General features: G+C 50.2%; 10 protein-coding genes and 1 tRNA gene. 4 read left to right on the forward strand and 7 right to left on the reverse strand.

Annotated elements, in window-relative coordinates:
- Positions 1-23 precede the first annotated feature (23 nt).
- The 7 genes from L6466_RS02370 to L6466_RS02400 form a co-directional block, all read right to left on the reverse strand.
- Positions 24-3269 (reverse strand): hypothetical protein, encoded by a 3246-nt coding sequence (locus L6466_RS02370; RefSeq protein ID WP_237802209.1) that lies wholly within the window; start codon positions 3267-3269, stop codon positions 24-26.
- Positions 3270-3481: 212 nt separating this feature from the next.
- Positions 3482-5998: a hypothetical protein gene (locus L6466_RS02375; RefSeq protein WP_237802208.1), complete on the reverse strand. Its 2517-nt coding sequence runs from the start codon at positions 5996-5998 to the stop codon at positions 3482-3484.
- A 27-nt stretch (positions 5999-6025) separates the two neighbouring features.
- Positions 6026-6433: a tRNA (adenosine(37)-N6)-threonylcarbamoyltransferase complex ATPase subunit type 1 TsaE gene (gene tsaE, locus L6466_RS02380; protein ID WP_237793475.1), complete on the reverse strand. Its 408-nt coding sequence runs from the start codon at positions 6431-6433 to the stop codon at positions 6026-6028.
- An 8-nt stretch (positions 6434-6441) separates the two neighbouring features.
- Positions 6442-7992: a T9SS response regulator signal transducer PorX gene (gene porX / locus L6466_RS02385; RefSeq protein ID WP_091818954.1), complete on the reverse strand. Its 1551-nt coding sequence runs from the start codon at positions 7990-7992 to the stop codon at positions 6442-6444.
- Positions 7993-8015: 23 nt separating this feature from the next.
- Complete coding sequence (gene porW, locus L6466_RS02390) at positions 8016-10907, reverse strand: type IX secretion system periplasmic lipoprotein PorW/SprE (protein WP_237802207.1); 2892 nt, start codon at positions 10905-10907, stop codon at positions 8016-8018.
- Positions 10908-10922: 15 nt separating this feature from the next.
- The gene (locus L6466_RS02395) at positions 10923-11132 is read right to left on the reverse strand and encodes a hypothetical protein (protein ID WP_091818956.1); all 210 of its coding nucleotides are present in this window, start codon (positions 11130-11132) and stop codon (positions 10923-10925) included.
- A gap of 6 nt (positions 11133-11138) precedes the next feature.
- Entirely contained in the window at positions 11139-12398 is a 1260-nt protein-coding gene (locus L6466_RS02400; protein WP_237802206.1) for a 3-phosphoshikimate 1-carboxyvinyltransferase, read from the reverse strand.
- Between the two features lie 169 nt (positions 12399-12567).
- Here L6466_RS02400 and L6466_RS02405 point away from each other — a divergent pair.
- The 4 genes from L6466_RS02405 (at position 12568) to L6466_RS02420 (ending at position 23658) form a co-directional block, all read left to right on the forward strand.
- Positions 12568-12643: transfer RNA gene (locus tag L6466_RS02405), tRNA-Pro, on the forward strand.
- Positions 12644-12845: 202 nt separating this feature from the next.
- Positions 12846-22439 carry a LamG domain-containing protein gene (locus L6466_RS02410; protein WP_237813065.1) on the forward strand — a complete coding sequence of 3198 codons (9594 nt, stop codon included), beginning with the start codon at positions 12846-12848 and terminating at the stop codon, positions 22437-22439.
- Positions 22436-23458 carry a hypothetical protein gene (locus L6466_RS02415; RefSeq protein ID WP_237802204.1) on the forward strand — a complete coding sequence of 341 codons (1023 nt, stop codon included), beginning with the start codon at positions 22436-22438 and terminating at the stop codon, positions 23456-23458. The genes L6466_RS02410 and L6466_RS02415 overlap by 4 nt, the downstream gene beginning before the upstream one ends.
- On the forward strand, positions 23455-23658 hold the full coding sequence (locus L6466_RS02420; protein WP_237793469.1) for a hypothetical protein: 204 nt from the start codon (positions 23455-23457) through the stop codon (positions 23656-23658). Before L6466_RS02415 ends, L6466_RS02420 begins: the two co-directional genes overlap by 4 nt.
- Positions 23659-23662: the final 4 nt, after the last annotated feature.

The following is a 23662-nucleotide window of genomic DNA, read 5'->3' on the forward strand; positions in this document are numbered from 1 at the left end:
CGAATGTTTATGAGTAGGGTAGGTTATTTGATAACCTTCTGAGTCTTGACAGTACCGTCGCTCATCATCTTCTTCACAATCTGGATACCCTTCTGGGCTGTCACGATACGACGTCCGTTCAGATCGTAGAGCTGCAGAGCGCGAACCTTTGCAGTTGCGGGTTCGTTGATATTGGTCTCGATTGTATCAACGGCTCTTCTGTAGTCAAATCCAGATACTGCACCTACCAAATCCAGCTTCACATCACCGAAGAAGTACTGTGAGTCGTTGCCATAGTAGAAACCGAGAGTCAGCTTACCGTCTGTTACGGTGATATCTTCCAGTGTATGAGCCAGATCCATGCTGTACTCGCTCAGACCATGATGCTTGGCAGCCTCGATGGTAGCGGTAGCGGCAAAGTTGAGTTCGCGATCAGCAGTCTCACCTTCTGCGGGCTCCAGTGTCTCAGATGTCTTAGCATATACGAAACCTAATGCGTCCTTACCAGACCATTCGCCAGTCTCGTCGTCATAGTCACCCTTCTGGTTACCCCAGTCAGTACCATACAGAGTTACGTTGTAGATACCTACGGGAAGGTCTGTAATGGTCTGTTCAACCTGTGCCTCAGAGTGGTAAACGGTTACTGCGATATCCTCAGGCAGACCTTCGATGTTACGTGGGTTACCCCAACCGTCGCCACCAGTACCCCAGAATCCAGGATTGCCCTTAACTACTGACCAACCAGGCATGTTCTCTTCAGAGAAGCCCTTGCTTGGAAGCATTGCGTACATGTTAGGATTCTTAACGAATACACTCAGGTCGTAAGACTGCTTAATCTCTTTTCCAGTCTCCTCGTCAAGGTCAATAGTGGGGAAGAAGGCCTCAGGATCCTTCATGCCTTCGTAAATCTTCTTTGTCAAAGCAACCTTAATCTGGTCTGCAATATTGTCGTCGTCAGAGATCAGGTTGTTAGCTGCTACAATCAGAGGATCTTCGTCATCATATCCGAAGTTCTTCAGCGCTTCAACACCACGACGGATACGGTCTGTCAGTACCTTGAATCCGGCATCACCGTTCTTTGATTCACCTTCAGTGAACATGTTAGCGCAGAGGTCGGCCATAGGCTTCAGCTCATTGTTTGCTGCGGTCAGTTCTTCATCGTCGGTCAGTTCCTTACCAGCAAATTTTGCTGCAAGTTCTTTCAACTGCTGATACAGATCGGTGCCGTTGAACTTGCTCTCAGCGAGTTCCAATGCAAGGTCTTGAATCTTCTGGTTGGCTGCGTCGTACTCGTCAACGAGTGTCTTGTGAGCGTTCAGAGCCTTTGACAGGTTGCTCAGGTCAAGCATAGCAGCATCGATAACGCTTGGAGCTGTGTAAGAAGGTGCCTCGGTGGTGTACTTAGTGATAGCTGCATCCAAATTGGTGTAAGCTGTGCCAGCGTAACGAGCATCGTTAGTATTATCTAATACGGTCTTAGCAGCTGCGATAGCATCCAACAGATCTTGTGATACCTTTGTGCCAGTAGAGAAGTTTACTTCGCAAGAAGAGTAGTCGTTACTGCCCAAGTTCTGTTCTGCGAAGATTTGGGTAACCGTAATCTTGTGCTCGCCATCGGCCAGAGCTTTGTCAGAGGTACGCTTCAGCGTGATGTCTGTTGAGAATTCCTCTTCAGCCTCGGCTTTCAGGGTCTCATTGTCCAGTTTAGCCTCAATCTTGTTGACGATAACCTTCTTATCGAATGTGAGCTTGAACTCGCTGATAGTGCTGGGCAGGTTGAATGAACCTTCCTCAGGATCGCTGGTCATCATCTCAGGTGCACCATAGGTGAAGGGCAGTTCGTCCAGTTCTTCGTTGAAGCGGCCGTTCTGTGTGAAGGCTTCAACTTTCTCGTTGGTGTCAATATTGAAGATGTTATAGTCGCCCTCAAGGTTGTTGAAGGTTACGACAATCTCATCGTCCTCACTCAGATATTCGCAGCCGTTGTCTGCAGCCCAGTCTTCGCTGATGAAGACAAGGATAGCACCAGTGACATCAATTTCAATAGACTCGAACTCAGCCTCCTTACCATTAACAGTCACCTTGAACATCTCGTTGGGGAGAATCAGACGGCGCTTACCACCAGCGTGCTGAACCATCAGACGGCAGGTGTTTACATAATAGGGGAAGAGAATCTTGATACTACCATTTTCACCATACTGAACATCAATCTGAGGCTCGTAAGCATCAACGTAAATGTTGTCGAAATAGTAATTGTTAGCATCTGCGATATCGTTCAGGTTGAATGCTACAGACTGGAACTTGTTACCATTGCCATTCTTTGCCTGACTACTTGTCACCTTGAGATCATTTTTCTCGTAGGTCTGCCAGTCGCCGGTAAAGCTGATGTTACCAAGCAATTCATAGTGGATATAGTCACCAGGAGCAGCGTGAGCCTGTGTTGCTACATCGCCAGAGAGGTCTGCTTTATAGTCGAATTTAACGCGATATTGGGTATTTGCCTCCAAAGGCTCATTGAAACGGAACCAGAACTGGTTGTCCCAAGCTTGTTCAACTTTTTCTGTTGCAGCAACCATAATACCACGGCTACCATCAACACCAACACCGTCTGAAATCACTGCGTTGGGAACAGGATCTGTACCGTCACGGTCAATCTTAGCGAAGAAGCTGCTTACGTCGTCACCTTCCATGTCGCTGTTGTTGATCAATGGCTTCCAAGTACCCCAAGATGACAGAACAGGCTTGTCCTCACCCATCTGCAGAATCTGAATCTTCTGGATGTAAACGGTACCTACTGTGCTACCCATCTGCCAAAGGATGTGCTCGTCGTTTCCTGTAGATGTTACGGCTGCAGTGTGGTTGACTGAATACATCACATAATCGTCGGACTGCTTAAACTCGAGGGTAGCGTTGCCACTTGTGCCCCATGTGCCGATAGACAGGTTGGCAGAACCATCCATCTCGGCTTTCAACCATACGCGAATCACATAGTCCTCGCCTTCGGTGGTGTTGAACCAGTCAAGTACGAATGGCTGCAGGTCATAGTTGTTGGCCTGAACTTCATTGTTTGCGATCCTAAGAGCACCATCGGTGATTTCAACGACAGCTGTACCATTACAGAAGAATGGTTGTTTTGCGGCATCGCCATCTTTGTCACCCATCCAATAGTACGGATAAGAATCTGTTGTACTGTAGTCTCGTTCCAAGATGACCTTGAGAGACTGAGCACTCATCGAACCCGCTACAAATAGCAGCAGGAGCGTTACTAAAGATTTAGTAATAGTTCTCATGTTTGTAAGTTAATAATAAGTTAAAAAATATGGTTAATAATTACATTGGTTTACATGTTAGGTTTTGGTCCTTTGGCTTACAAGTAAGGTTTTTGGTCCTTTGGTTTACTAGTAGGTTTTTAGGTCCTTTGGCTTTCGGGTGCAAATATACGGGATAATTGTTTACGCCGCTTTTTGTTATGTTACATTTGTTTTTTTTTATGTCTCACACACTAAAATGTGCCCTTAAAAACCCTTATTTTACCGTCTTTTAGGGAAACTTTGAGTGATTTTGTGTTTAGTTTTACCTCTTTTGTAAAACAGCGACCTTTTTCTGTTGCGGTAATCAGGATTTTTTGTTTTTCGTTGGTATTATTATACAAATAGATGATGCTTGGATCATTGGCATCCTGTATGGCGGTGACATCCGCGCCACTGATAAAGAACTTCATGGTATTGGCAATGGAGTGATTCTGGTCGGCAGTAAATGTGACGGCTGAACCACTCTTGGAAATCATTGTCTTGGCGGTGAAGACAGGAGCGCCATAGCGGGTGTTGACATTTTTCAGTCTGCACGCACGTTGTCCGGAAAAGTTGCTGAGCAGCAGATAGCGCGTACTATCTGGGTCGGCTGCCATGATGCCACTCCATCCTTCAGGCGTGGAGAGTTGCTGACAGGCGTCGGATAATTGCGCTGTTGATGCAGCATCGGTGTTTGAATAGTAGATAATGGCGCGACGGTCAACCAACTGGTCTTGCCCAACGGTGCGGGGCTCCCCGGAGTAGGAGGTGTAGAGACGTGCCGTCATGATAGAGTTGTTGTTGGCGCGTTCGCCGAAGGCTATCTGTTTGTTGCCGGTGGTGATGATGCCAAACGTATTGTCGATATTCACCCACGGGCCGCTCATGCGTGTCAGTGAGGTGCCGTCTGACTGTTGTGTACCATCGGCTGTATAGAGGGTGCGGGTGGTCTTTGTCATCTCGTCCACGCTGATAGCCATGAGCCCGCCTTTCTCGGCTGTGATGGTGCAGGGCTGCTTTGCGCGTACATTATCTATATAGATGACCGCATTACCTGGGGTGGAGTAGATGGCGAAGCGGTTGTTGAGGGTGCCGTCGTTAGTGTCAATTTCCCCATTCATCACATAACTGTTACCGTGGAGGTCATAGATGCCAGGAACGATGGGTGTGGCATTGGTCTTCTTGCCCTGAACCTCGTACCAGCCAAGGAAATTGCCGGTGTTGTTGGCACGGAAGGGGACGATGAGGTTGGATGTCTGAGGGCGGAGGTCTGAGGTCTGAGGGCTGATATAGCCGGTGTAGCTGCGCAGACCCTGGCTCCATGAGAAACAGGTGAAACGGTCGGGGGTGGCGGCTCGGACGATGTCCTGCGAAGACAGAATCTTCGCAGCGCTATATTCGCGGGTGAAATCTTCCCAGCGGGTGGGTGTGAGACTGGCGGTGGAGAGTACCTCGTGCATCAGCCATGTCATCATGACACGGTGGGCCTCTACGCCCATGCGACGGGCACCGACGTCAGCGCGCAGGAGCCAGGAGCCGTCTGTGGTGGTCTGCTGGCGGTGCTTGATCATCTTATACGCCAGGTTCTCGAGCATCAGCGCATGCGGATCGCGCAGAAAACAGGCGTTGGTGGAGTAGGAGGTAATCTGGTCGTAAAGGAACAGGCTCCAGTCGTTACCGTTGGGCATGGCCAGTTCGCCATCGCTGAGTGCCAGCCAATAGAGAACCTCCTGCATCACCTTGTCATTATGATGCATCAGGGCGTTGGTATGCCATTTTTCTGTACCGTAAAGTTCCTGTTGGAAGAGTTTCAGGGCCAGGGCAGCCTCGCCCAGTTCCTGAATGACCACATTCTGATAGGAGGTGTGGAAATAATTATGGTTCTGGAGCGTGAAGTCGTCATAGAGGTTCTGCCCTTTATAGAGGTCCTTCACGGTCTTGTTATCGTATGTGGGGTCGATAACAGTGGCGTCCGTGGCATCGTCCTTGTGGGAGTAGCTGTTGATAGCGAACTCGCGCAGGCGTTCGAACCACTGTGGAGCCAGCGGGTCGTTGGGGAAAAGGCCCAGGGTGACTGCCAGCACATCGGCTTCCCATCCGTTTTCCTCGGCCTTGGTATCACCGGCATAGCCTGTGGGGATGGTGCGGTGCAACTCGTAGTTGCACTCAGCCTTCAGCAGCTGGTATATATAGTCTTTCTGCGTGTCGCTCAGTTTGTCCCACTGAAAGAAGGCGCTATAGGCCACCGACATAGCCCAGAGAGAACTCTCCCATACGGCATCGCTTGATGACGTGGAGCCCCAGTAGTTATTACCGGAGCAGACCTTCAGTTTGTTGGCTTTGTGGGTGGAATAGGCAAAGACAAGGCTCTTCATGGTCATGGACTCGATGTCTGTCCAGGTGACGTCGGCGGGGAGACTCACCTTCCCCTTGCCGTATTTGCTCAGGAAGGCACAAATCATCGACAGGTCGGCATTAGGACGCACGCCGCGCTCATCATTGGCCATGGTATGCTCACCCTTGAAACAGCCGCAGGCCTCACCAATGCTGTTGGGGGCTGCACAGTCCTGGAAATCGTGCTTCATATAGGTGGCAAAGTCGGCCAGCATCTGAAGGAGGTCGGACTGCATGGATGCCTCAGCGACAAAATCGCCGAGCACGGGACTACGAGCCGCCATGGGAGCCGCTGAAAGCAAAACCGCGAAAAGCAGGGCAAGTAGTCTTTGCATATTCTGGGGAGGTGTGATGAGGGCCTGTTAGAATGTAACGGTGCGGGTGCCGTCGGTATTTTCCGTGATGGTCACCTTGACGGCATCTTCGGGAAGAAGGTCTTCGATGAGCTCGGGCCACTCAATGAAACAGAGGGCACCACTGTAGAAATAATCCTCATAGCCCATGTCATAGACTTCCTCCAGGCGCTTGATGCGGTAGAAGTCGAAGTGGAAGATGCTTTGATCATGAGCCTCATACTCATTGACAATGGCGAAGGTGGGACTGGTGATGACATCCTCAACACCCAGTTCCTCACAGATAGCCTTGACGAAGGTGGTCTTTCCTGCGCCCATCTTGCCGTAGAAGGCAAACACTTTATGTTCACCGATGTTCTGTATAAACTCACGAGCTGACTCGCGGATTGTGTCTATGTTTTGAATCTTTATTTCCATATTGTATATTATCTTTTCTTTCCTGTCATGGTAATCAGCGGGATAATCATCTCTTCCATAGAGATGCCTCCATGCTGGAAGGTATCTTTATAATAGGATACGTAATAGTTGTAGTTGTTGGGGTAGGCGAAGAACGAGTCGCCGGTAGCGAAGACATAACTGGTAGAGAGGTTGGGCTGTGGCAGCAGCGCCTCGTTGGGATTCTTGATAACGAAGAGATCCTTGGAGTCGTAGCTGAGATTCTTACCCAGTTTGTAACGCAGATTGGTATTCGTATTGCGGTCGCCCACAATCTTCACGGGTTTGGTGCATCGGATAGAGCCATGGTCCGTGGTAACGATAATCTTATAGTCAGTCTGTGACAACTGGCGGAAGAAGTCGGCAATGACGGAGTGGCGGAACCAGGAGAGCGTGATGCTGCGATAGGCCGACTCGCTGTTGGCGAGCTCGCGTACCATCCTGGACTCCGTGCGTGCATGGCTGAGCATGTCGATGAAATTGAAGACGACGACATTGAGGTCGTTGCGTTCCAGTGACTTCAGCTGCTGGATGAAACGGTCGGCCTCGGATGAGGTGTTGATCTTATGGTACGAGAACGTGTTGTGACGGCGGTAACGCTCCAGCTGTGTCTGGATAAGCGGTCCCTCGTTCAGGTTCTTGCCCTCCTCCTCGTCCTCGTCAACCCATAGGTCGGGGAACATCTCCGCAATCTTGTTGGGCATGAGTCCACTGAAGATGGCATTACGGGCATACTGCGTAGCCGTGGGCAGGATGCTGCAATAGAGATCTTCCTCAATATCGAACTGGTCGCCGATCTCCTGCGACAACATGCGCCACTGGTCGTAGCGGAAGTTATCAAGGACAATCAGGAATACCTTCTCGCCGTTATTGAGCAGCGGGAATACCTTTGTCTTGAAGACTTCGGGTGACATCAGGGGGCTGGGGGAGAGCTTTTTTATCCAGTCCAGATAGTTTTTCTTGATATACTTCGTGAATCCCAGGTTGGCCTCTTCTTTCTGCATGGCCAGCATATCGGTCATCTGTGAGTCGGTGCTTGAGAGCTGCAGTTCCCAGTGGACCAGCTGCTTATAGACTTCAACCCAGTCCTGCCAGGTACGACAGTCCATGATCTGCATGGCAATCTGCTGGAACTGCTGCTGATACTGACTCTGCGTCACTTCCGTCTCAATCTCGCGGCGGTGGATATTCTTTTTCAGGACCAGGAGAATCTGGTTGGGGTTGACAGGCTTGATGAGATAATCGGCAATCTTCTGTCCGATGGCCTGTTCCATGATATTCTCCTCTTCACTCTTGGTCACCATGACGACGGGGGTAGACGGCGATATCTGCTTGATGCGCTGCAGGGTCTCCAGGCCACTGAGACCTGGCATCTGCTCGTCGAGTAATACCAGGTCGAAGGAACTCTGCTGACAGAGGTCTATGGCATCCGTACCATTGGATACGGTGGTCACCTCGTAGCCTTTGTTCTCGAGAAAGATGATGTGGGCCTTGAGCAACTCTGCCTCATCGTCAACCCATAGTAGATGTCCGTTAGTCATACTTTTCTGTCGTTATTTAGTGTTTACCAAAGGTCGAAATCATCTGTATCGTCAGTTTCTTCCTCCTCTTCCTTGACCTCGGGTTCAGCATCCTCGGGGTCGATAATCTGGAGGTCAGGCGGAATATTGAGCAGTTCCTCATTGCTGATTTGCAGCGGCATGAACGTGCGCTCGTAGAACTCGTCATAGTCTTTATAACTGAATCGGGTGCCAATGAGCGTCAGGTTGTGGTCGCTGATGACCAGGCTGCGACAATGGCGCAACATGCGCGACATGGTGTCCGACTGATACAGCTGTCGGGCATATTGCTGGGCTTCGTCGAAATTCATGAAACCGCGAATCATCATGCGGTCAAAGCCTTGCTGGCGCTCTATCTCCAGGTCGAAGTTGCGCACCAGGAAGTTGGAGAAGTTGAAGCGTGCCATCTCGTAGAGCAACTGGTTCTCGTTGACGGAATCAGGCTGGAATGCCAGCAGGAAGGTAAACGGTACGTTGCGGTCGGCTGAAAGGGTGTCGGTTGAGGTGGAGTCCTGAGCTATGGTCAGGTCACGGCGCGACCAGAAGTCGTCAATGTCGAAGGTGCCGCCAGTCAGCGTGCGACCTTCCTGTACGCCTTTGATAATCATGCCGGCCATCTCGGACACCTCACTCTTCGGATATTTCTCAACCACGGTCTTCAGTTCTGCCACGCAACCGGAAGCATCGCCCTGGTTCAGCAGGCTGAGTCCGTTGAGGAAGATGAACTTCGGACGGTTCTCGCCCAAGGGGAAACGTTCGGCCGATAGCTTGGCATTGGCCGTGATGACGTCATGTCTGCCCTCCTTGAAAGCATCATAGGTGGCAGCATAGATGGAGTCCTCTATATGTTCGCCAAATCGGGCGTTCTCCTCGAAATAGGGATTGCTGAGCAGGATGGTCAACTCACTTTCCGGGTAGTTTTCCTTCATGCGTGCCAGACAACTGTCGGCAAGGTCGGTCTGTCCCTTGCGGGAGTAGAGCAGGAAGAGGTGATACCAGGCCTTGTCCATCTGTTCGTAGGTGGGATACTGGTAAGTCAGGCGGGTCAGCTGCTTCTCGGCCAGACCGTAGTTCTCCAGTTTATCCTTGAAGATAACGCCGGCATTATACAGACCATCCATGATGATCAGGTCGCTCTCGGCTTTCTGTTCGTCGGTAAAGGGTATCTGTGCCAGGTAGTACTCGCGGTTGTGCGGGTCGTTGGCCAGTGTGTCGGCCTCGGCAGAAAGACTGTCTTGGCTCTCCGCAACATCCGAGTTCTCCGGGTTTTCCAAACTGCCCAGGCTATCGGGAACTTCCTGTGCGCTTTCCATGTTCAGATTACCTACAACGGTCTTGTTCGTGCGCTGCCAGTCGTCGGCATTCTCACGCTTGCCCCATTGTTTCTGGAACGTCTGTTTACCTTGGTTCACGGCCATCTGGTTGTAGAAATACCACTGACCGTTGGTGGGGGTAGTCGACTGTGGGGTGGTGGGACGGGTGGCCTGGTTGCGGTTACCCACGGCACCTTGCTTCTGCTGGACGCGCTCCACCTCGGCCTCAAGGGCCTTGTCACGTTCCTCCTTTTCTTTCTTTTTCAGTGCTTCAATGACACGGTCGATAGCTGCCAGACGGTCTTTCTCGGGCATGTTGGCCAACTCCTGCAGGGAGTCCTGCAGGTGGACGGCATCGGTAAACGGTACCAGCTCGTCAAGGATTTTTGAGCGCTTGGACAGCATCTCATAGTCGTCACGTTCCTTGTCAAGCAGTCCGATAGCCTCGCCATAGCAGCGCTGCGCATCATTGTATTTCTCGAGCACCCAGTAGAGGTCGCCCAGTTTAAGCAGCAGCACACCTTTCTCTATACCGCTGCGTGTGGCTTTCGTATTGCCTTTCTCATAGGCAGCGATAGCCTGTGTGGTATCTTTCTGCATCAGGTAGATATTGCCAATGGCGTAATAAACCTGGTCCAGATAGTCTTTGTTGTTGTCTGAGCGTGCCATGCGCTTCAGACGACTGATCATTTTCTTGTAGTTGCCCTTTGCCATGACCTCGGTCTGGGCAATACGGGCATTGAACTCCAGTTCGTAGGGCGGATTCTGGCGTATCACCCTCTGATAGGCCTTGTAGGCTTCCTCGCGCTTGCCGATAGCCGTCTGTATCTGGCCCATGATATACCACTCACGGGCTTTCTGTGTCTTGCGGTGCTCGTGCCTGATGGTCTTGCGCAGATAGGGGATAGCCTTTTCAAATTCGCCAGTCTTCAGATAATAGCCGGCATAGACATTGTCCCAATCGTTTTGTGCCCGGTAATGGATGGAGTCGCGGCTCATGTTGCGGATCACATCCTCGGCATCGTAAATCCAGTCGAGCTCAGTATAGCAGCGGGCCAGCCATGCTCGGGCGATGGCGTTCTCCATGGGCTGTGTCAGGTAGAGGCGTGACATGTAGCTGAATGTGGCAGCGGCCTCTTCGAATTCACCTTTCTGGTATTGGGCCTGACCCATCATGAGCCATGCCTTCCACAGGAACGGGTTGTACTCCCTGCGTCCTAGCCACTCCTTGTCCTTTGCGGTCTTCCTGCGTGTCTTGTTCCATTCGGGCTTGACCTTGATAGAGTGTTGCTTGATGGCTTTCTCCATCTTCTCTATAGAACGGTCGAAATTACCTTTTCCTATCGAACGACTGTTCTTGTTGCCAACGGTGAAGAGGGGCAACTGTTCGGTGAAGTTGTCCTTGTTGCCCTTCTCTTTCTCCCTGGAGCCGTCGATATAGGCTTGCGAGCCATTATAGTAAGTGTTGTATTTCGCCGTGAATGATTGCCAGAAGCGACTCTTGGCCGTGTTTTTCTGCACAGAACAAGCCGTCATCAGCAGGCTGACGACGACCATTAATAGTATGTATGAGTATCTGCGCATCAATTATAGAAACTCCTAAATGTCTGATTTATTGCCTTCTCGCTTCTTTTTCTCTTCCATCAGACAGGCAATTTTACAGTCACCGGATACCTTACTGCTGCACGAGGCACAGTCGTGGGCCTCCACCACGGGCTCGTCGGTGCCGCCCTTGGTGAATATGGATGCCAGTGCCGCAACAATACCTAATACTACTATTGAACCGATGCAAATCAGCGCAAACTCCATATTGTCTTATTCTTGAATGGTGAATTGTGCCTTCTTTAAATCGTCCCAATAATGTGGGTAGGACTTAGTGACAACTTGTGGGTTGTTGATGCAGATTGGCATCTTGAATCCGAGTGGGGCAAATGCCAAAGCCATACGGTGATCCTCGTAGGTATCGATGGTGGTCTGAGCCCTGAGGTCTGAGCCCTGAGGTTTCTTTCCATCCCATTTTAGCTCACAACCGTTGATGGCTTCTATGTAGTATCCCAATTTGGCAAGTTCTGTTTTTAGAGCCTTAATACGGTTGGTCTCTTTGATTTCTAATGTCTGTAGGCCTGTGAAGTGGAATGGTATGTTCATAGCACAACAAGTGCAGACAAAAGTCTGAGTCAAGTCGGGCACATTGACAAAATCGTATTCCAGGCGAGGCACGCGATGTCCACTCTTAGTGAGCGTGACGGTGGTTGGCTTTCCGGGGGTCTTTGATGCAAAGATGGTCTTTACTCCCAGCAAACTGAAAATATACCGTACGCTGGAGTCACCTTGCTTGGAACCGTCCATCAGGCCTTCCAGTCTTACTTCTGCCTCAGGGTCGTCTGACAGGGCTACCATCTCGTACCAGTAGCTGGCAGCACTCCAGTCGCTCTCAATGAAATAGGGACGCTGGACGTATGGCTTCGGCTCCACCTTGATGGTGTCCATGGATATCCATTCGGCATCGGCACCAAATTCGCGCATGGTCCAGAGGGTGAGGTCTATATAGGGCCTGGAGATGATCTCACCATTCAGGCGCAGGGTCAGTCCCTTCTTCAGGACGGGTCCTATCATCAGCAGGGCAGAGATATACTGTGAACTGATGTCGCCTGCAACATCCAGTTCCCCGCCTTCCAGTGTCTTTCCCTTGATACGCAGTGGCGGAAAACCTTCCTCACCTTCGTAGCTGATGTCTGCTCCCAGGCGGCGCAGGGCGTCCACCAGGACTTTGATGGGACGGTGCTGCATACGTTCCGTTCCGGTGATGACATGCTCTCCATGTTCGGTGGCAGCCAAGAAGGCTGTCATGAAACGCATGGCGGTACCGGCCGCTTTGATGTTGATGACCTCAGGCATGTTTTTCAATGCCTGTATGATGACTTCGGTGTCGTCGCAATCGCTCAGATTCTCAGGAAGGATAGTGCCTCCCGACAGTGCATGAATGATGAGTGCACGATTTGATATACTCTTCGATGCGGGCAACTTGACGGTTGTCTGTAATCGTTTGGGTCCAGTTATTTGATATGTTGTCATAATTGATGCAAAGATACAAAATAAATGCAATAAACGTGCTATGGCACCGAAATAATTAAAGTTTTTTGCAAAAACGCAAAAAAAATAAGGAAAAATTTGGTAGTCTCGGAAAAACTCCGTACCTTTGCACCCGCATTCGACGAAAACGTCAGTGCTAAGCTTTAAGGATCGGGATTTAGCGCAGTTGGTAGCGCACACGTCTGGGGGGCGCGAGGTCGCTGGTTCGAGTCCAGTAATCCCGACCAAGTTAAAGGTCTGAGAGTCAACAGATTCTCAGACTTTTTTTGTTTTGTATGCCAACATAACAGGTTTTTTATGCTTTTTTTATGAAAAACTGATTATTTTTTTGGAGTTTTTGCGGATTTTGTTTAATTTTGCAGCGTCTACAGGTAGTGACCTAAAGCATTGACCAGTGAATAATTAACTCAATATAAACCTAACTATTTTATGATTGCCAACTGGTTTCTTTTTCTGCGACGGCCATGGGTATGGCTACGCATGAGTGATGTGAGTATGGGGAAACATGTTTTTCTCCTAGTACTGTTATTTGTATTCTCCGCCATGGGGATTAATGCCCAGACTGACTATAAGTCGTGGTATCCCTTCAAGGAGAATGTGACCTATATTACCAATGACGGTGACCCGTATATCAGGTGGGGTACCGTCGTGTGGAATGATGAGGGAGCCGATGAGGGTTTCTTTGAAGGCGACAACTACGCGTGGGGTCTCGGTGTACACATGAAGGTGGGCAGCGACTCCTATAAGTATGCCGGTAACCTGTGCTGTAACGAGAACGGTTATAACCGTCGTATGTATAACATCTATTCAAAGAAACAGTACTACTCCGACAAGCAGTGGACCACGAATGACTCATGGGACTATGGTGGACAGTTTAAGTACAGTTACCATGAAGGAACTGATGGAAAGGGAAAGATTACGTGGATGAGAACAATGTGGAAGATTCCCTTTGATATGCTTAATACGAATATCACCGTACGTCTGTGGGGTACCTGGTGGTATTGGAATAAAAGCAGTTCTACACTGGTGGACGTAACCCAGACTGTGGCCTGTCCTTATACCTTTAATGTACGTCAGTTGAACTGGAATGGAGAATTCAGCGTGTCGCCCGATGGTACGGTAACCATTCCTTATAGTTTTGGCGGTTCTCAGAATACGGATGGACGCACGCACCTCTGTACTGCCATCGATGGCAAATACGAGGGCAAAATTGGTATCAAAAACATATCGAACTATAACAATGGCTCGTATACATTCAAGTTGAGCGACATCGGCAAGGATATGCGCTCACAGTTTACCATTGCACCTTATCACGAATATGCGCATCCCCGTGACCGCGATGCCGGCAACGGCACAAAGTATTATACCTCGTCAGCTGGTGCAAAGACATTTGCTCAAATGCCTCTTGCCACCATTTCAGGTGCGTCGTACAATCAGGCTGATAATTCGGTGACGCTTCACTGGACAGCGGATAATGGTAATTACGAGACAGGCGATTGGGGCACTAAGTGGGTGATTTACCGTAATGGTAACAAAGTGGGGGATGTTGCTCAATCTGTGAAATCCTTTACCGATAATAATGTTCCGGTGGATCAGGAAGTCACCTATACGATATGCTATGTATGGAAAGGCTGGCCATTAGATACGCAACTCAAGGAACTGACATCCAAACCTTACCCGGTGAGCACCCAGCGTAAGGTGCCTGTCAACGGTTTCAAGGCTGAGAGTAAGGAAGACCGCATCGTGTTCACCTGGACATCCGACGGCTACCCTGCCAACTGGGGTAATAAGTTCAATATCTATGTAGACGATGAGACGGAGCCTATATATACCATCACGCCTACGAACAACCAGACAAGTTTCCGCTGGGAACATCGTACTACCGACAAGCATAACGACCGCCAGAATGGTGTTCAGGACGGAATCCATTACACTGAGGAACCGCTGAACGGTTGCGAGCCCCACAACTATCGTGTGGAGGGTGTCATCGGTGATAAGACATTTAATTCAGATGCCGTACAAAGCAAGGCTATCGGCAGTGGTACGCTGTTCTATGACTTCACTGCGACGAAGGGCGCTTATCCCGGTACGGTGAAACTGTCGTGGCATGTTGACCTGCAGGGCTCTACTACTTCCAAAACCTATATCGTGGACAGAAGGCGCACTGAGAAGGAAGATGAGGCCTGGACCACTCTTTATCGTACATCGAGCACCGATGAGTACCTGTTCTATACTGATGAGACGCCACTTCCCGGCATCTACTATGACTACCGCATCACCGTGCAGGACAAGTGTGACAACGGTAAGATCATCTCCAATGAAGCTACTGATATCGGTTTCGCACAGACTACCGGTACCGTGAGCGGACGAATCACCTTCGGTTCAACGGGCAGTTCTGTGGCCGGTGCCGATGTAATTGCGGAAAAGAGCTCTTCGTCAGGTGATAACCTGGAACAGTTCCACTCCATGCACTTCACTGATACCGAACAGAGTGTGGTGACGTGGAATTATCCCGATGCCAACTATGCCAAGAATAAGTTTGCCACTGGCGACTACTCCATGCAGATGTGGATTGCTCCCGAGGAGTATCCTAACAAGTGGATGGCACGACTGAAGGGTGAAAACGTGGGCGCATTTGGTATTTTCAGTGATGGCAGGATCATCTATTGCGACGGTAAGAAACAGTATTTCTTCAACATCAAACTGAAGAAAGGCGCCTACAATCATGTGGCGCTAACGCGTAAGGGGACGAGTGTGACCTGTTATCTGGTGGAGCTCGATTCACTCGGCAATCCAAAGCTGTTGAAGGAGACGCAGACCATTGGAACACTTGACCTGAGTAGCGCTACCCAGTTCCAGCTGGGTTACTTCAAGGGTTATGTCGATGAATTCCGTCTGTGGACAAAGTGTCTTACCGAGGATGAAATCAAGGAGAACTACGACCATCTGCTCGTGGGTAACGAGAAGAACCTGGAAACCTACTGGACCTTTGATGAAGGCTTGCGTACCCAGTTCTTCGACTACTCGCGCGACGGAACCGTCTATAACGAGCACCACGGTAAGATTGGCAGTAACACCGAAAGTTCAACGTTTACACCTGAGGACCTGGCATTGAAGGCCAAGACCGACAAGGACGGAAACTATATCATCCAGGGTGTTCCGTTCACGGGTGAGGGTACGACCTATGCCATCATACCTGCCTTGGGCGTTCATAAGTTCAACCCGCAGCAGCATCTGCGCTATGTGGGCAACAACTCACTGGTGCACAATGGTGTGGACTTTGACGATGTGAGTTCGTTCCCCGTTAGTGGCGTGGTATATTATGAACATACCAGTATTCCTGTAGAGGAGGCTTATCTGTATGTTGACGGCCTGATGGCTTCGAAGGATGGTGAGCCTATCATGACTAATTCCAAGGGTGAGTTTGAAATCAGCGTGCCTATTGGCGAGCATTTCATCCAGGTGAAGAAGAATGGTCATACGTTCCTGAACGATGGTCGCTATCCGGCTGATCCCAATGGCACGGGAGAGCGTGTCAACTTCGACAGGGAGTTGAGAGACGTGACCTTCTATGACCAGACTACGGTGACCGTAGCCGGACGTGTGGCCGGTGGTGATATCGAGTACGAAAAGCCTCTCGGTCTGAATCAGGGTAAGAACAATATCGGTAAGGCCACGCTGAAACTGGAGCTCTCGAACGAGAATGGCTATCTGAATGTGGAAGAGCCCGATCCTGACGATACGAAAAAGACCGTAAATATAAATAAGGTACAGCGCGACTTGGAAACATCGTATGGTAAGGCGTATGTACCCGGATCAAAGAACTTCATTACGATTGAGACCGACTCGAAGACAGGTGAGTGGGTGGCTCAGTTGCCCCCGCTGCGCTACGACGTGACCTCCGTGGCATTCCCCGGCAGACCCGATGAAGATGCCATCACGAAGGATCAGCTCAGTCTGCCCACCATCGACGCAACGAATCCCAACCTTGTTTACACCGACTCTGTTGAGGTGGACGGTGTATGGCAGAAGTTCGAGTATGTGGGCAGTGCAAAGATGGAGTATAAGGCTGTTTCAACGATTGAACTGTCTGAGAACAAGAATGGCACCTTTGGTATGAAGAACTACAAGGTGAAGGATCTCAGCGGCGTGGAGCATGTCGTGAAACTCTACGACTATGACGACGTTACCGGCAATGTCATCCCCAATGCCAACGGCAAGGTGCAGTACACCTTCGGTGTGAGCAATGAGAATCCCAACGGCTATCCTGTCTATCAGGAACTGTCTTCCTATAAGTACACGGTATATGCCTATGAGCGCTATACCAACTACGACGGAGACAAACCGGTTGTAGACGAGGTGCCCCTTGCTGGTAAGGAGGTGACCATCAAGAACCAGTATGCAACGACTACTTCCGTTTCACAGGCTGATGGTTCTGTGGGCGAGATGGTTGATGATAAACTGGAACTGGACGATAATGGTAAGGCGGTCTATAACTTTACCGTGGGTTTCCCCAATATCCAGGCTCCCTACACGCGCGGCCTGTCTATCAGCTACGATAACAATGGTACTGAGATGGAGTGGAGCGAGAACGGTAAGTTCAAGGTGATTGTGCTTGGCGGCCTGCCAACGGGTAATAACTTCGTGACGGAAGGTCCGGATGAGGTGCTCATGGTGCTGCGCGATCCCCCAGGAACAGGCTCTTCTGTGACATGGAGCAAGGGTACGACCATCAGCAAGACCAAGACAACGACCACGGAGTATACCAATGAAACGGGTATCAACTCAACGATCTATGCCGGTGTGAAGGCGGAAACAGGTGTTGGTGTCGGTTTCATGGTCATAAATGAATTGAGTAGCAAGGTTAATATCAAGGCTGGTGCCGAGTACTCTGCTAAGCGTACGTCGGGCAATACCACCGTGCAGACCACGACGACGACCCGTGATATCTCTACCAGTGATGCCATGGACTTCGTGGGTGCTGTAGGCGACGTGTTCATCGGTTCTTCCAAGAATATCATCTTCGGCGCCTGTCGTTCAGTGGATATCAAGTGGGACAACGTGAACGGTAAGGCAGAACTGATACAGGAAGATGCTCTTTCGATGGGTGAGGAGTTTACTACCGGCTTCATGTACGACCAGAACTATATCAAGAACGTGCTGATTCCGAATTTCGTGGATATGCGTAACAAACTGCTTACGCCTTCTGCCACGACGACAGGTATACCCCGTCCTGCAGTGGGCGAAGAGCCTCTGTACGTCACCACGCTGAGCGAGGACAATGAAAAGTATGGTACCAGCAATAGCGATAAGAGCGTCTGGGGTTCTCAGGCAGTAGGAGTTGATAAGGTGAAAGACGGTATCTATAGCGGACCGTCATACACAATGTTCCTTCCCATGGATCACGAGTTGGGTAAGGACTATCAGGATATGGTGAACTACTACAACGTACAGATTAACAAGTGGGAGAATGAGCTGCGCAAGAACGAGGAGGCCAAGGTGACGGCTATCCAGAACCGCAATAAGTGGCTGAAGGAAAACCATTCTATCTCTGCCGGTGCCAGCGTTACCCAGACGGTAAGTACGGAAAACGGAACTTCATCGACAAGTTCCCAGTCCGACGGATTCAACATCATTCTTGGTCTGGAGTTGGGTTACACCTTCTCTGGTCTTGGTATCGGTGCTGAACTGGAAGAGAAAAACGGTAACGAATGGACGAGCGAGGAGCAGAACGATACAACTGTTTCCGTGTCCATGAGCTATACGCTGGCCGAGGATGGTGACGACGACTACCTGTCGGTAGATGTGTTCAACGCCCCCGACGGCATGGGTCCCATCTTCGTAACCCGTGGCGGTGCTACCAGTTGTCCTTATGAGGACGAGGTGGTGACCGAGTACTACGAGAAGGGTACGGTGATTTCTGCAAAGACCGTGCAGATTGAGAAACCTGAGATTGAAGCCCAGACGCACACCATCACGGGTATTCCTGCTGGCGGTTCTGGTACTTTCAAGGTGTATATCCGCAACAATAGTGATACGGGTGAGGATCTGTGGTTCGACCTCTTGGTAACGCCTGATTCTAACCCCGACGGACTGATCGTTACGATGGATGGCGCCAACCTGAGCAAGGGTAATACCATCCTGGTGAAAGCTGGTGAGACGATGGTGAAGACGCTTACAGTGAGTCAGTCGAATCCCGATGTGCTGAATTATGAAAGAGTGCATTTGCGTATTGCGTCACAGTGTCAGAAGGATAATACCAGCACTTATGCTGAGATTGCAGACTCAACGGAATTCTATGTATACTTCCAACCGTCATGTTCGGATATTAAACTGACCGCTTCGCACACGCTTGTGAATACCGACACCGAGACACCTGTTACGCTGTCGATGAGTGGCTATAATTATGCGATGGCTTCGCTGCAAGGTATCCGTCTGCAGTATAAGGGCGAACATGATGCCGACTTCCGTACCTTGCAGGAGTATACGAAGGATGCCGCCAAACTGGCCAGTGATCCTAACCTCCTGGCGCTGCCTGCGCTGGCTGGTACGGCGAAGCTGAATTATGTGCTTGACTTGCGTTCAAGCAGCTTCAGTGACAAGACCTACGTGTTCCGCGCCATCACTGTGTGCGACCAGGGTGGTGTTGAGGTGAACAATGAGAGCGAGGAGATAACGGTTATCCGTGATATGACGCCTCCTATGCTGATGGCAACGCCAAGTCCTGCCAGTGGAATACTGACCAGCGGTGATGACTTGGTTATTACCTTCAATGAAGACATCCAGGGCTCTGCATTGACGCAGCCCAACAACTTTGATGTGTTTGGCGTACTCAATGAGAGTGAGGTGGCGCATGATGTGGCTCTCAGTGTATCCGGCAATTCCGTGTCCAAGACTGATGCTACCATCGACCTCAACGGCAAGTCGTTTACTACCAGTATGTGGGTAAACTACAGCACTGATGGTACGCTGCTGACCCATGGAACTTCTGATTACAACTTCAACGTAGCCATCGTGGATGGTAAACTGGCTGTCAGTGTGGCGGGTAAGACCGTGACGGGAGGTGATCCATTGCCCAAGAACAAATGGCTGTATCTGAATGTGGGCTATGATGCGCAGGCAAAGACGGTGAGTGCCGGCTATGCCATGGATTCAGAAACCGTGTCGCTTTTCAATAGTTTGACGGCAAATGCCTACGAGGGCAACGGACCGCTGAGTATTGGTGGCAACAACCTGACTGCCAAGGTACAGGAACTGGCCGTTTGGAACGGTAACCGCTCTATGGCTGAGGCTCAGGCAGAGATGTACACTACCAAGAGCCAGTTTACAAATGGCCTTATCGGTTATTGGCAACTGAACGAGGGACATGGCAGCGTGGCTACCGACAAGGCTCGCTCACGTCATATGACCCTGCCTTCTCAGAATGCATGGTGGATAGATGGCGACAACTATGCACTTGTGCTCGATGGTACGAAAACTGCTGCCGTCAATATTGGAAGCCTGAACACCACTGAAAAAGAGGATTATCTTGTGGAAGCATGGTTCAAGGCCGACAAACAGCAGGATGGTGCTGCTTCGGTACTGAGTACTGTCAAGATGGATTTGCGCCTGAATGCGCAGGGTAAGATGGAACTTGATGTTAATGGCTCGTCTGCAGAGGTCTATAACAGGGATTTGCGTGACGGACAGTGGCACCATGTGGCTGTGAACGTGCTGAAGAGTACCAATGGAATGGGTACTGTCTATGTAGATGGTCTGCAGTGCAAGCAGATTTCTGCATCGGCTATGCCTGAGTTGTTTGGTGACAAACTGATGCTGGGCGGTCGTCGTAATCAGGTTTCCAATGGCGTCTACACCTTCTCACAGCAGATGAAGGGCGCTATTGATGAGGTACGTATCTGGAAAGGACGTCGTACTGCTGATGTCATTAACAATAATATGTACGTACGCGTGAAGGCAGATGAACCGGGTCTGGTGGCTTATTATCCGCTGGAGAAACTCACGAAGGACGCGTACAACCAGATTGTGACAACGGGTACCTTTGATAACAGCGTATCCAAGAACTCTGCGGCAGAGCAGCTGTCCTGCTTCGATGCTGATGGCTTGGTTCTCACTCCCCAGCTCTCAACACTCAGTCCGGATAACACGGCAGCCCTGAAACAGGCTCCGAAATACGAGAATGTGTTGTTTGACTTTGTTGCCAGTGAGCGTCAGATTAAGGTGAATCTGAAGGAACAACCTGCAAAAATTGAAGGCTGCAACATCTGCATCACTGCCAAGAACGTGAAGGATGTGAATGGTAATACATGCGATCCTATTACATGGACTGTCTATGTGCAACAGAACAAACTGCGCTGGCAGGAGACAGAAGTTGAAGTCAACAAGGTCGGAACCAACGCCGCACGCTTTAATGCCACTATTGAGAATAGGGGATCAGAGAGTGAGAGCTGGAGCTTAAGCGGAATGCCGTCATGGCTGAGCGCTAACGTGGACGGTGGTTCACTGATGCCGCTGGCTTCTGCCCAACTGGCCTTTACCGTTGCAGAGAATCTGCCTATCGGTACTTACGAGACGACCATTTACCTGACGGGCTCACAGAATATTGCAGCTCCGTTGAATGTGACTGTCGTCAGTGAGGGACAGGCACCTCTGTGGAGTGTGAACCCAAGAGACTTTGAGGGCTCGATGAATATCATCGGACAGGTGAAGCTGGACGGTACGCTGATGAACGACAACAAGGATATCGTGGCTGCCTTCATTGGCGACGAGTGTCGTGGTGTCGCACATCTTGAATACAAGGACCGCTACGACGGTTACTTCGTGACGATGGATATCTTTGGAAATAATGCATCGGATAATAACAAGACTGTGACCTTCCGTGCCTATGATGCTTCTACGGGAACGGTCTATCCTGCTGTAGAGCCTGATCGTGCTGTGAAGTTTGAATCGCTTGCCCTGATAGGAAAGTACACAGAACCTGTTCTGTTTACCGTTCTTGACAAGATTGAACAGTCAACCGAGCTGAAGACTGGCTGGAACTGGATGTCTCTGAACGTAAAGGCTGATAATATGTCGGCTGAGTCCATCCTGGAGAAGATTGCTGACGACGTCAGCATCATCAAGACACAGAATAATGGATGGCTGATGTATGAAGACGGCAAATGGGATGGAAGTCTCAATGTGGATCTGACTAACGACCAGATGTATGCCGTGAAGATGAAGAACGACCGCAGCCTGTATGTCATCGGTCAGCGTGTGAATCCTGATGACTGCCAGATTACGGTGAACAAAGGCTGGAACTGGATTGGCTACTATGGTCGTCAGATTTCATCTCTGGACAATGCCCTGGCCGGTCTGAATGCTGTTGACGGCGATATGCTGAAAGGACAGAGTGGCGTGGCCTACTATGACGCGAGCGAGTGGGTCGGCTCCATGAGTCTTGTAGAACCTGGAAAGGGTTACATGCTGAAGAGTGTTTCTGATGGCGCACGTACTTTTGGTTATCCAACGGTTGCTGTGGCTGGGGCACGACAGGCTGTCTCTCCGGCAGCTCATTCATCGCTCAGTGTGTTCTCGCCTGTAGATTTCCGCCTCTATTCTGGCAACGCTGTCATGGCTGCAAGGGTTGTCAATGGTGGTAAGCCTGTGGGTCATGTGGAACTGGGCGTGTATGTGGACGATGAGTGCCGTACGGCTGCTGTTACCAATGAAAACGGTATGGCTTATCTCACGATTCCTGGTGATGATGCTGCTATGCTGAATTTCAAGGTGGCTGTTGAGAACGAGATTCTTGAGTTGCCATATGCACTTGCCTATGAGGCAGATGCTGTCTACGGCACGCCTAAGCAGCCGGTGCTTCTTGACCTTAATGAGGCCGTAGGTATCAGTGAGATTATGGTTGATGTTGATAATACAGCAGTCTATGATCTCAGTGGTCGTATGGTTCATCAAGGTAAGAACGCTCCTCGCAGGTTATCTAAAGGTGTATATATCCTTAACGGGAAAAAGAAAACAGTGAAATGACAGGCTTGATAAAATACCGATCATTTGTAACGCTATCCGTCCCCCTCCCCTCGTGGGAGGGGCCACGGACAGCCATCTTGCTGTTGCTTTTCTTGGTGATTCCTGGTTATCTGCAAGCGCAGACAGGAGGGATGTTTGATGATGTCAACCCTTACGACTATTATGGAAACATGTCAGTCTCCGTGGAAGTACGGATGAATGGCGTGCCGTTGCAGGATATTACGCCAGCCGTGTTCTCCGGCAATTCCATACGTGGCAAGGGTACGCCGTCTTCCCAGAAACCTGGCGTGTATTTCTTCACGGTATATGGTGACGAGACAGGTGAGCCTCTGTATTTTAAGGTTCTTTACGAGGGCCGTGTTATAGAGGTGGATACTGGCCTGTCATTTATATACAATGGTATCACTGGCTCACCAGGCAATCCTATTGTCATTGATTTGCCGGCCCCCGTTTCCATGACGACGAGTACTGAGGGGTGGGCTACTACATGCCTGCCTTTTGATGCAGCGGTCCCTGGTGATATATCGGTGTATGTGGCATCGCAGATCAGTGATGGCGTACTGAAGGTGAAGGAGGTGCCGGTCACGGTACTTCCCAAGAATGTGCCTGTGCTTCTGAGAGCCTCCGGACAGAAAAAGTATGAATGGCTGTCGCGTGTGGCAGATGCTGATGCCATAACAGACATGAACCTGCTTAAGGGTACGACGGAAGAAACGACTGTTGAAGCGGGAAGCGTCTTGACGCTGGGACATGCAAAGGATGGTGACAGGGAATTAGGTTTCTGGCTTTATAACGGTACAACTATTCCTGCAAACCGTGCCTATCTCGATTACACACCTGTCGCAGGAACAAGAGGCCTTGTCTTGCAATGGGAGGAAGAGCCGACGGTCGTAGACAGGCAGATGAACGTGGAGCCCAAGCAGACTGCTGCCGATTTGAGATATGATTTGTCGGGACGTCCTTCCAAAGGAACGGGTGGACTGGTGATAAATAAGGGTAAAAAGTATTTGGAAAGATGAAAAAGAGATATATGACGCCTTCATCCTGCGTCCTGCATGTGGAAAGCGTTTGTCTGCGCCAGAACAGTCTTCCAAAATCAGGAGACAGATTTACTGACGAGGTATTCAGCCGCCAGAGTGATGACTGCTGGGGTGAGGAGAAACGTTCTCGTGGGGTATACGATGATTTCGAAGATGAAGAAGATGACTATGACTACTGACTCT

Origin of the sequence: Prevotella communis (genome assembly GCF_022024175.1) — a bacterium.
In the GTDB taxonomy this organism is placed as follows: Bacteria; Bacteroidota; Bacteroidia; order Bacteroidales; family Bacteroidaceae; genus Prevotella; species Prevotella communis.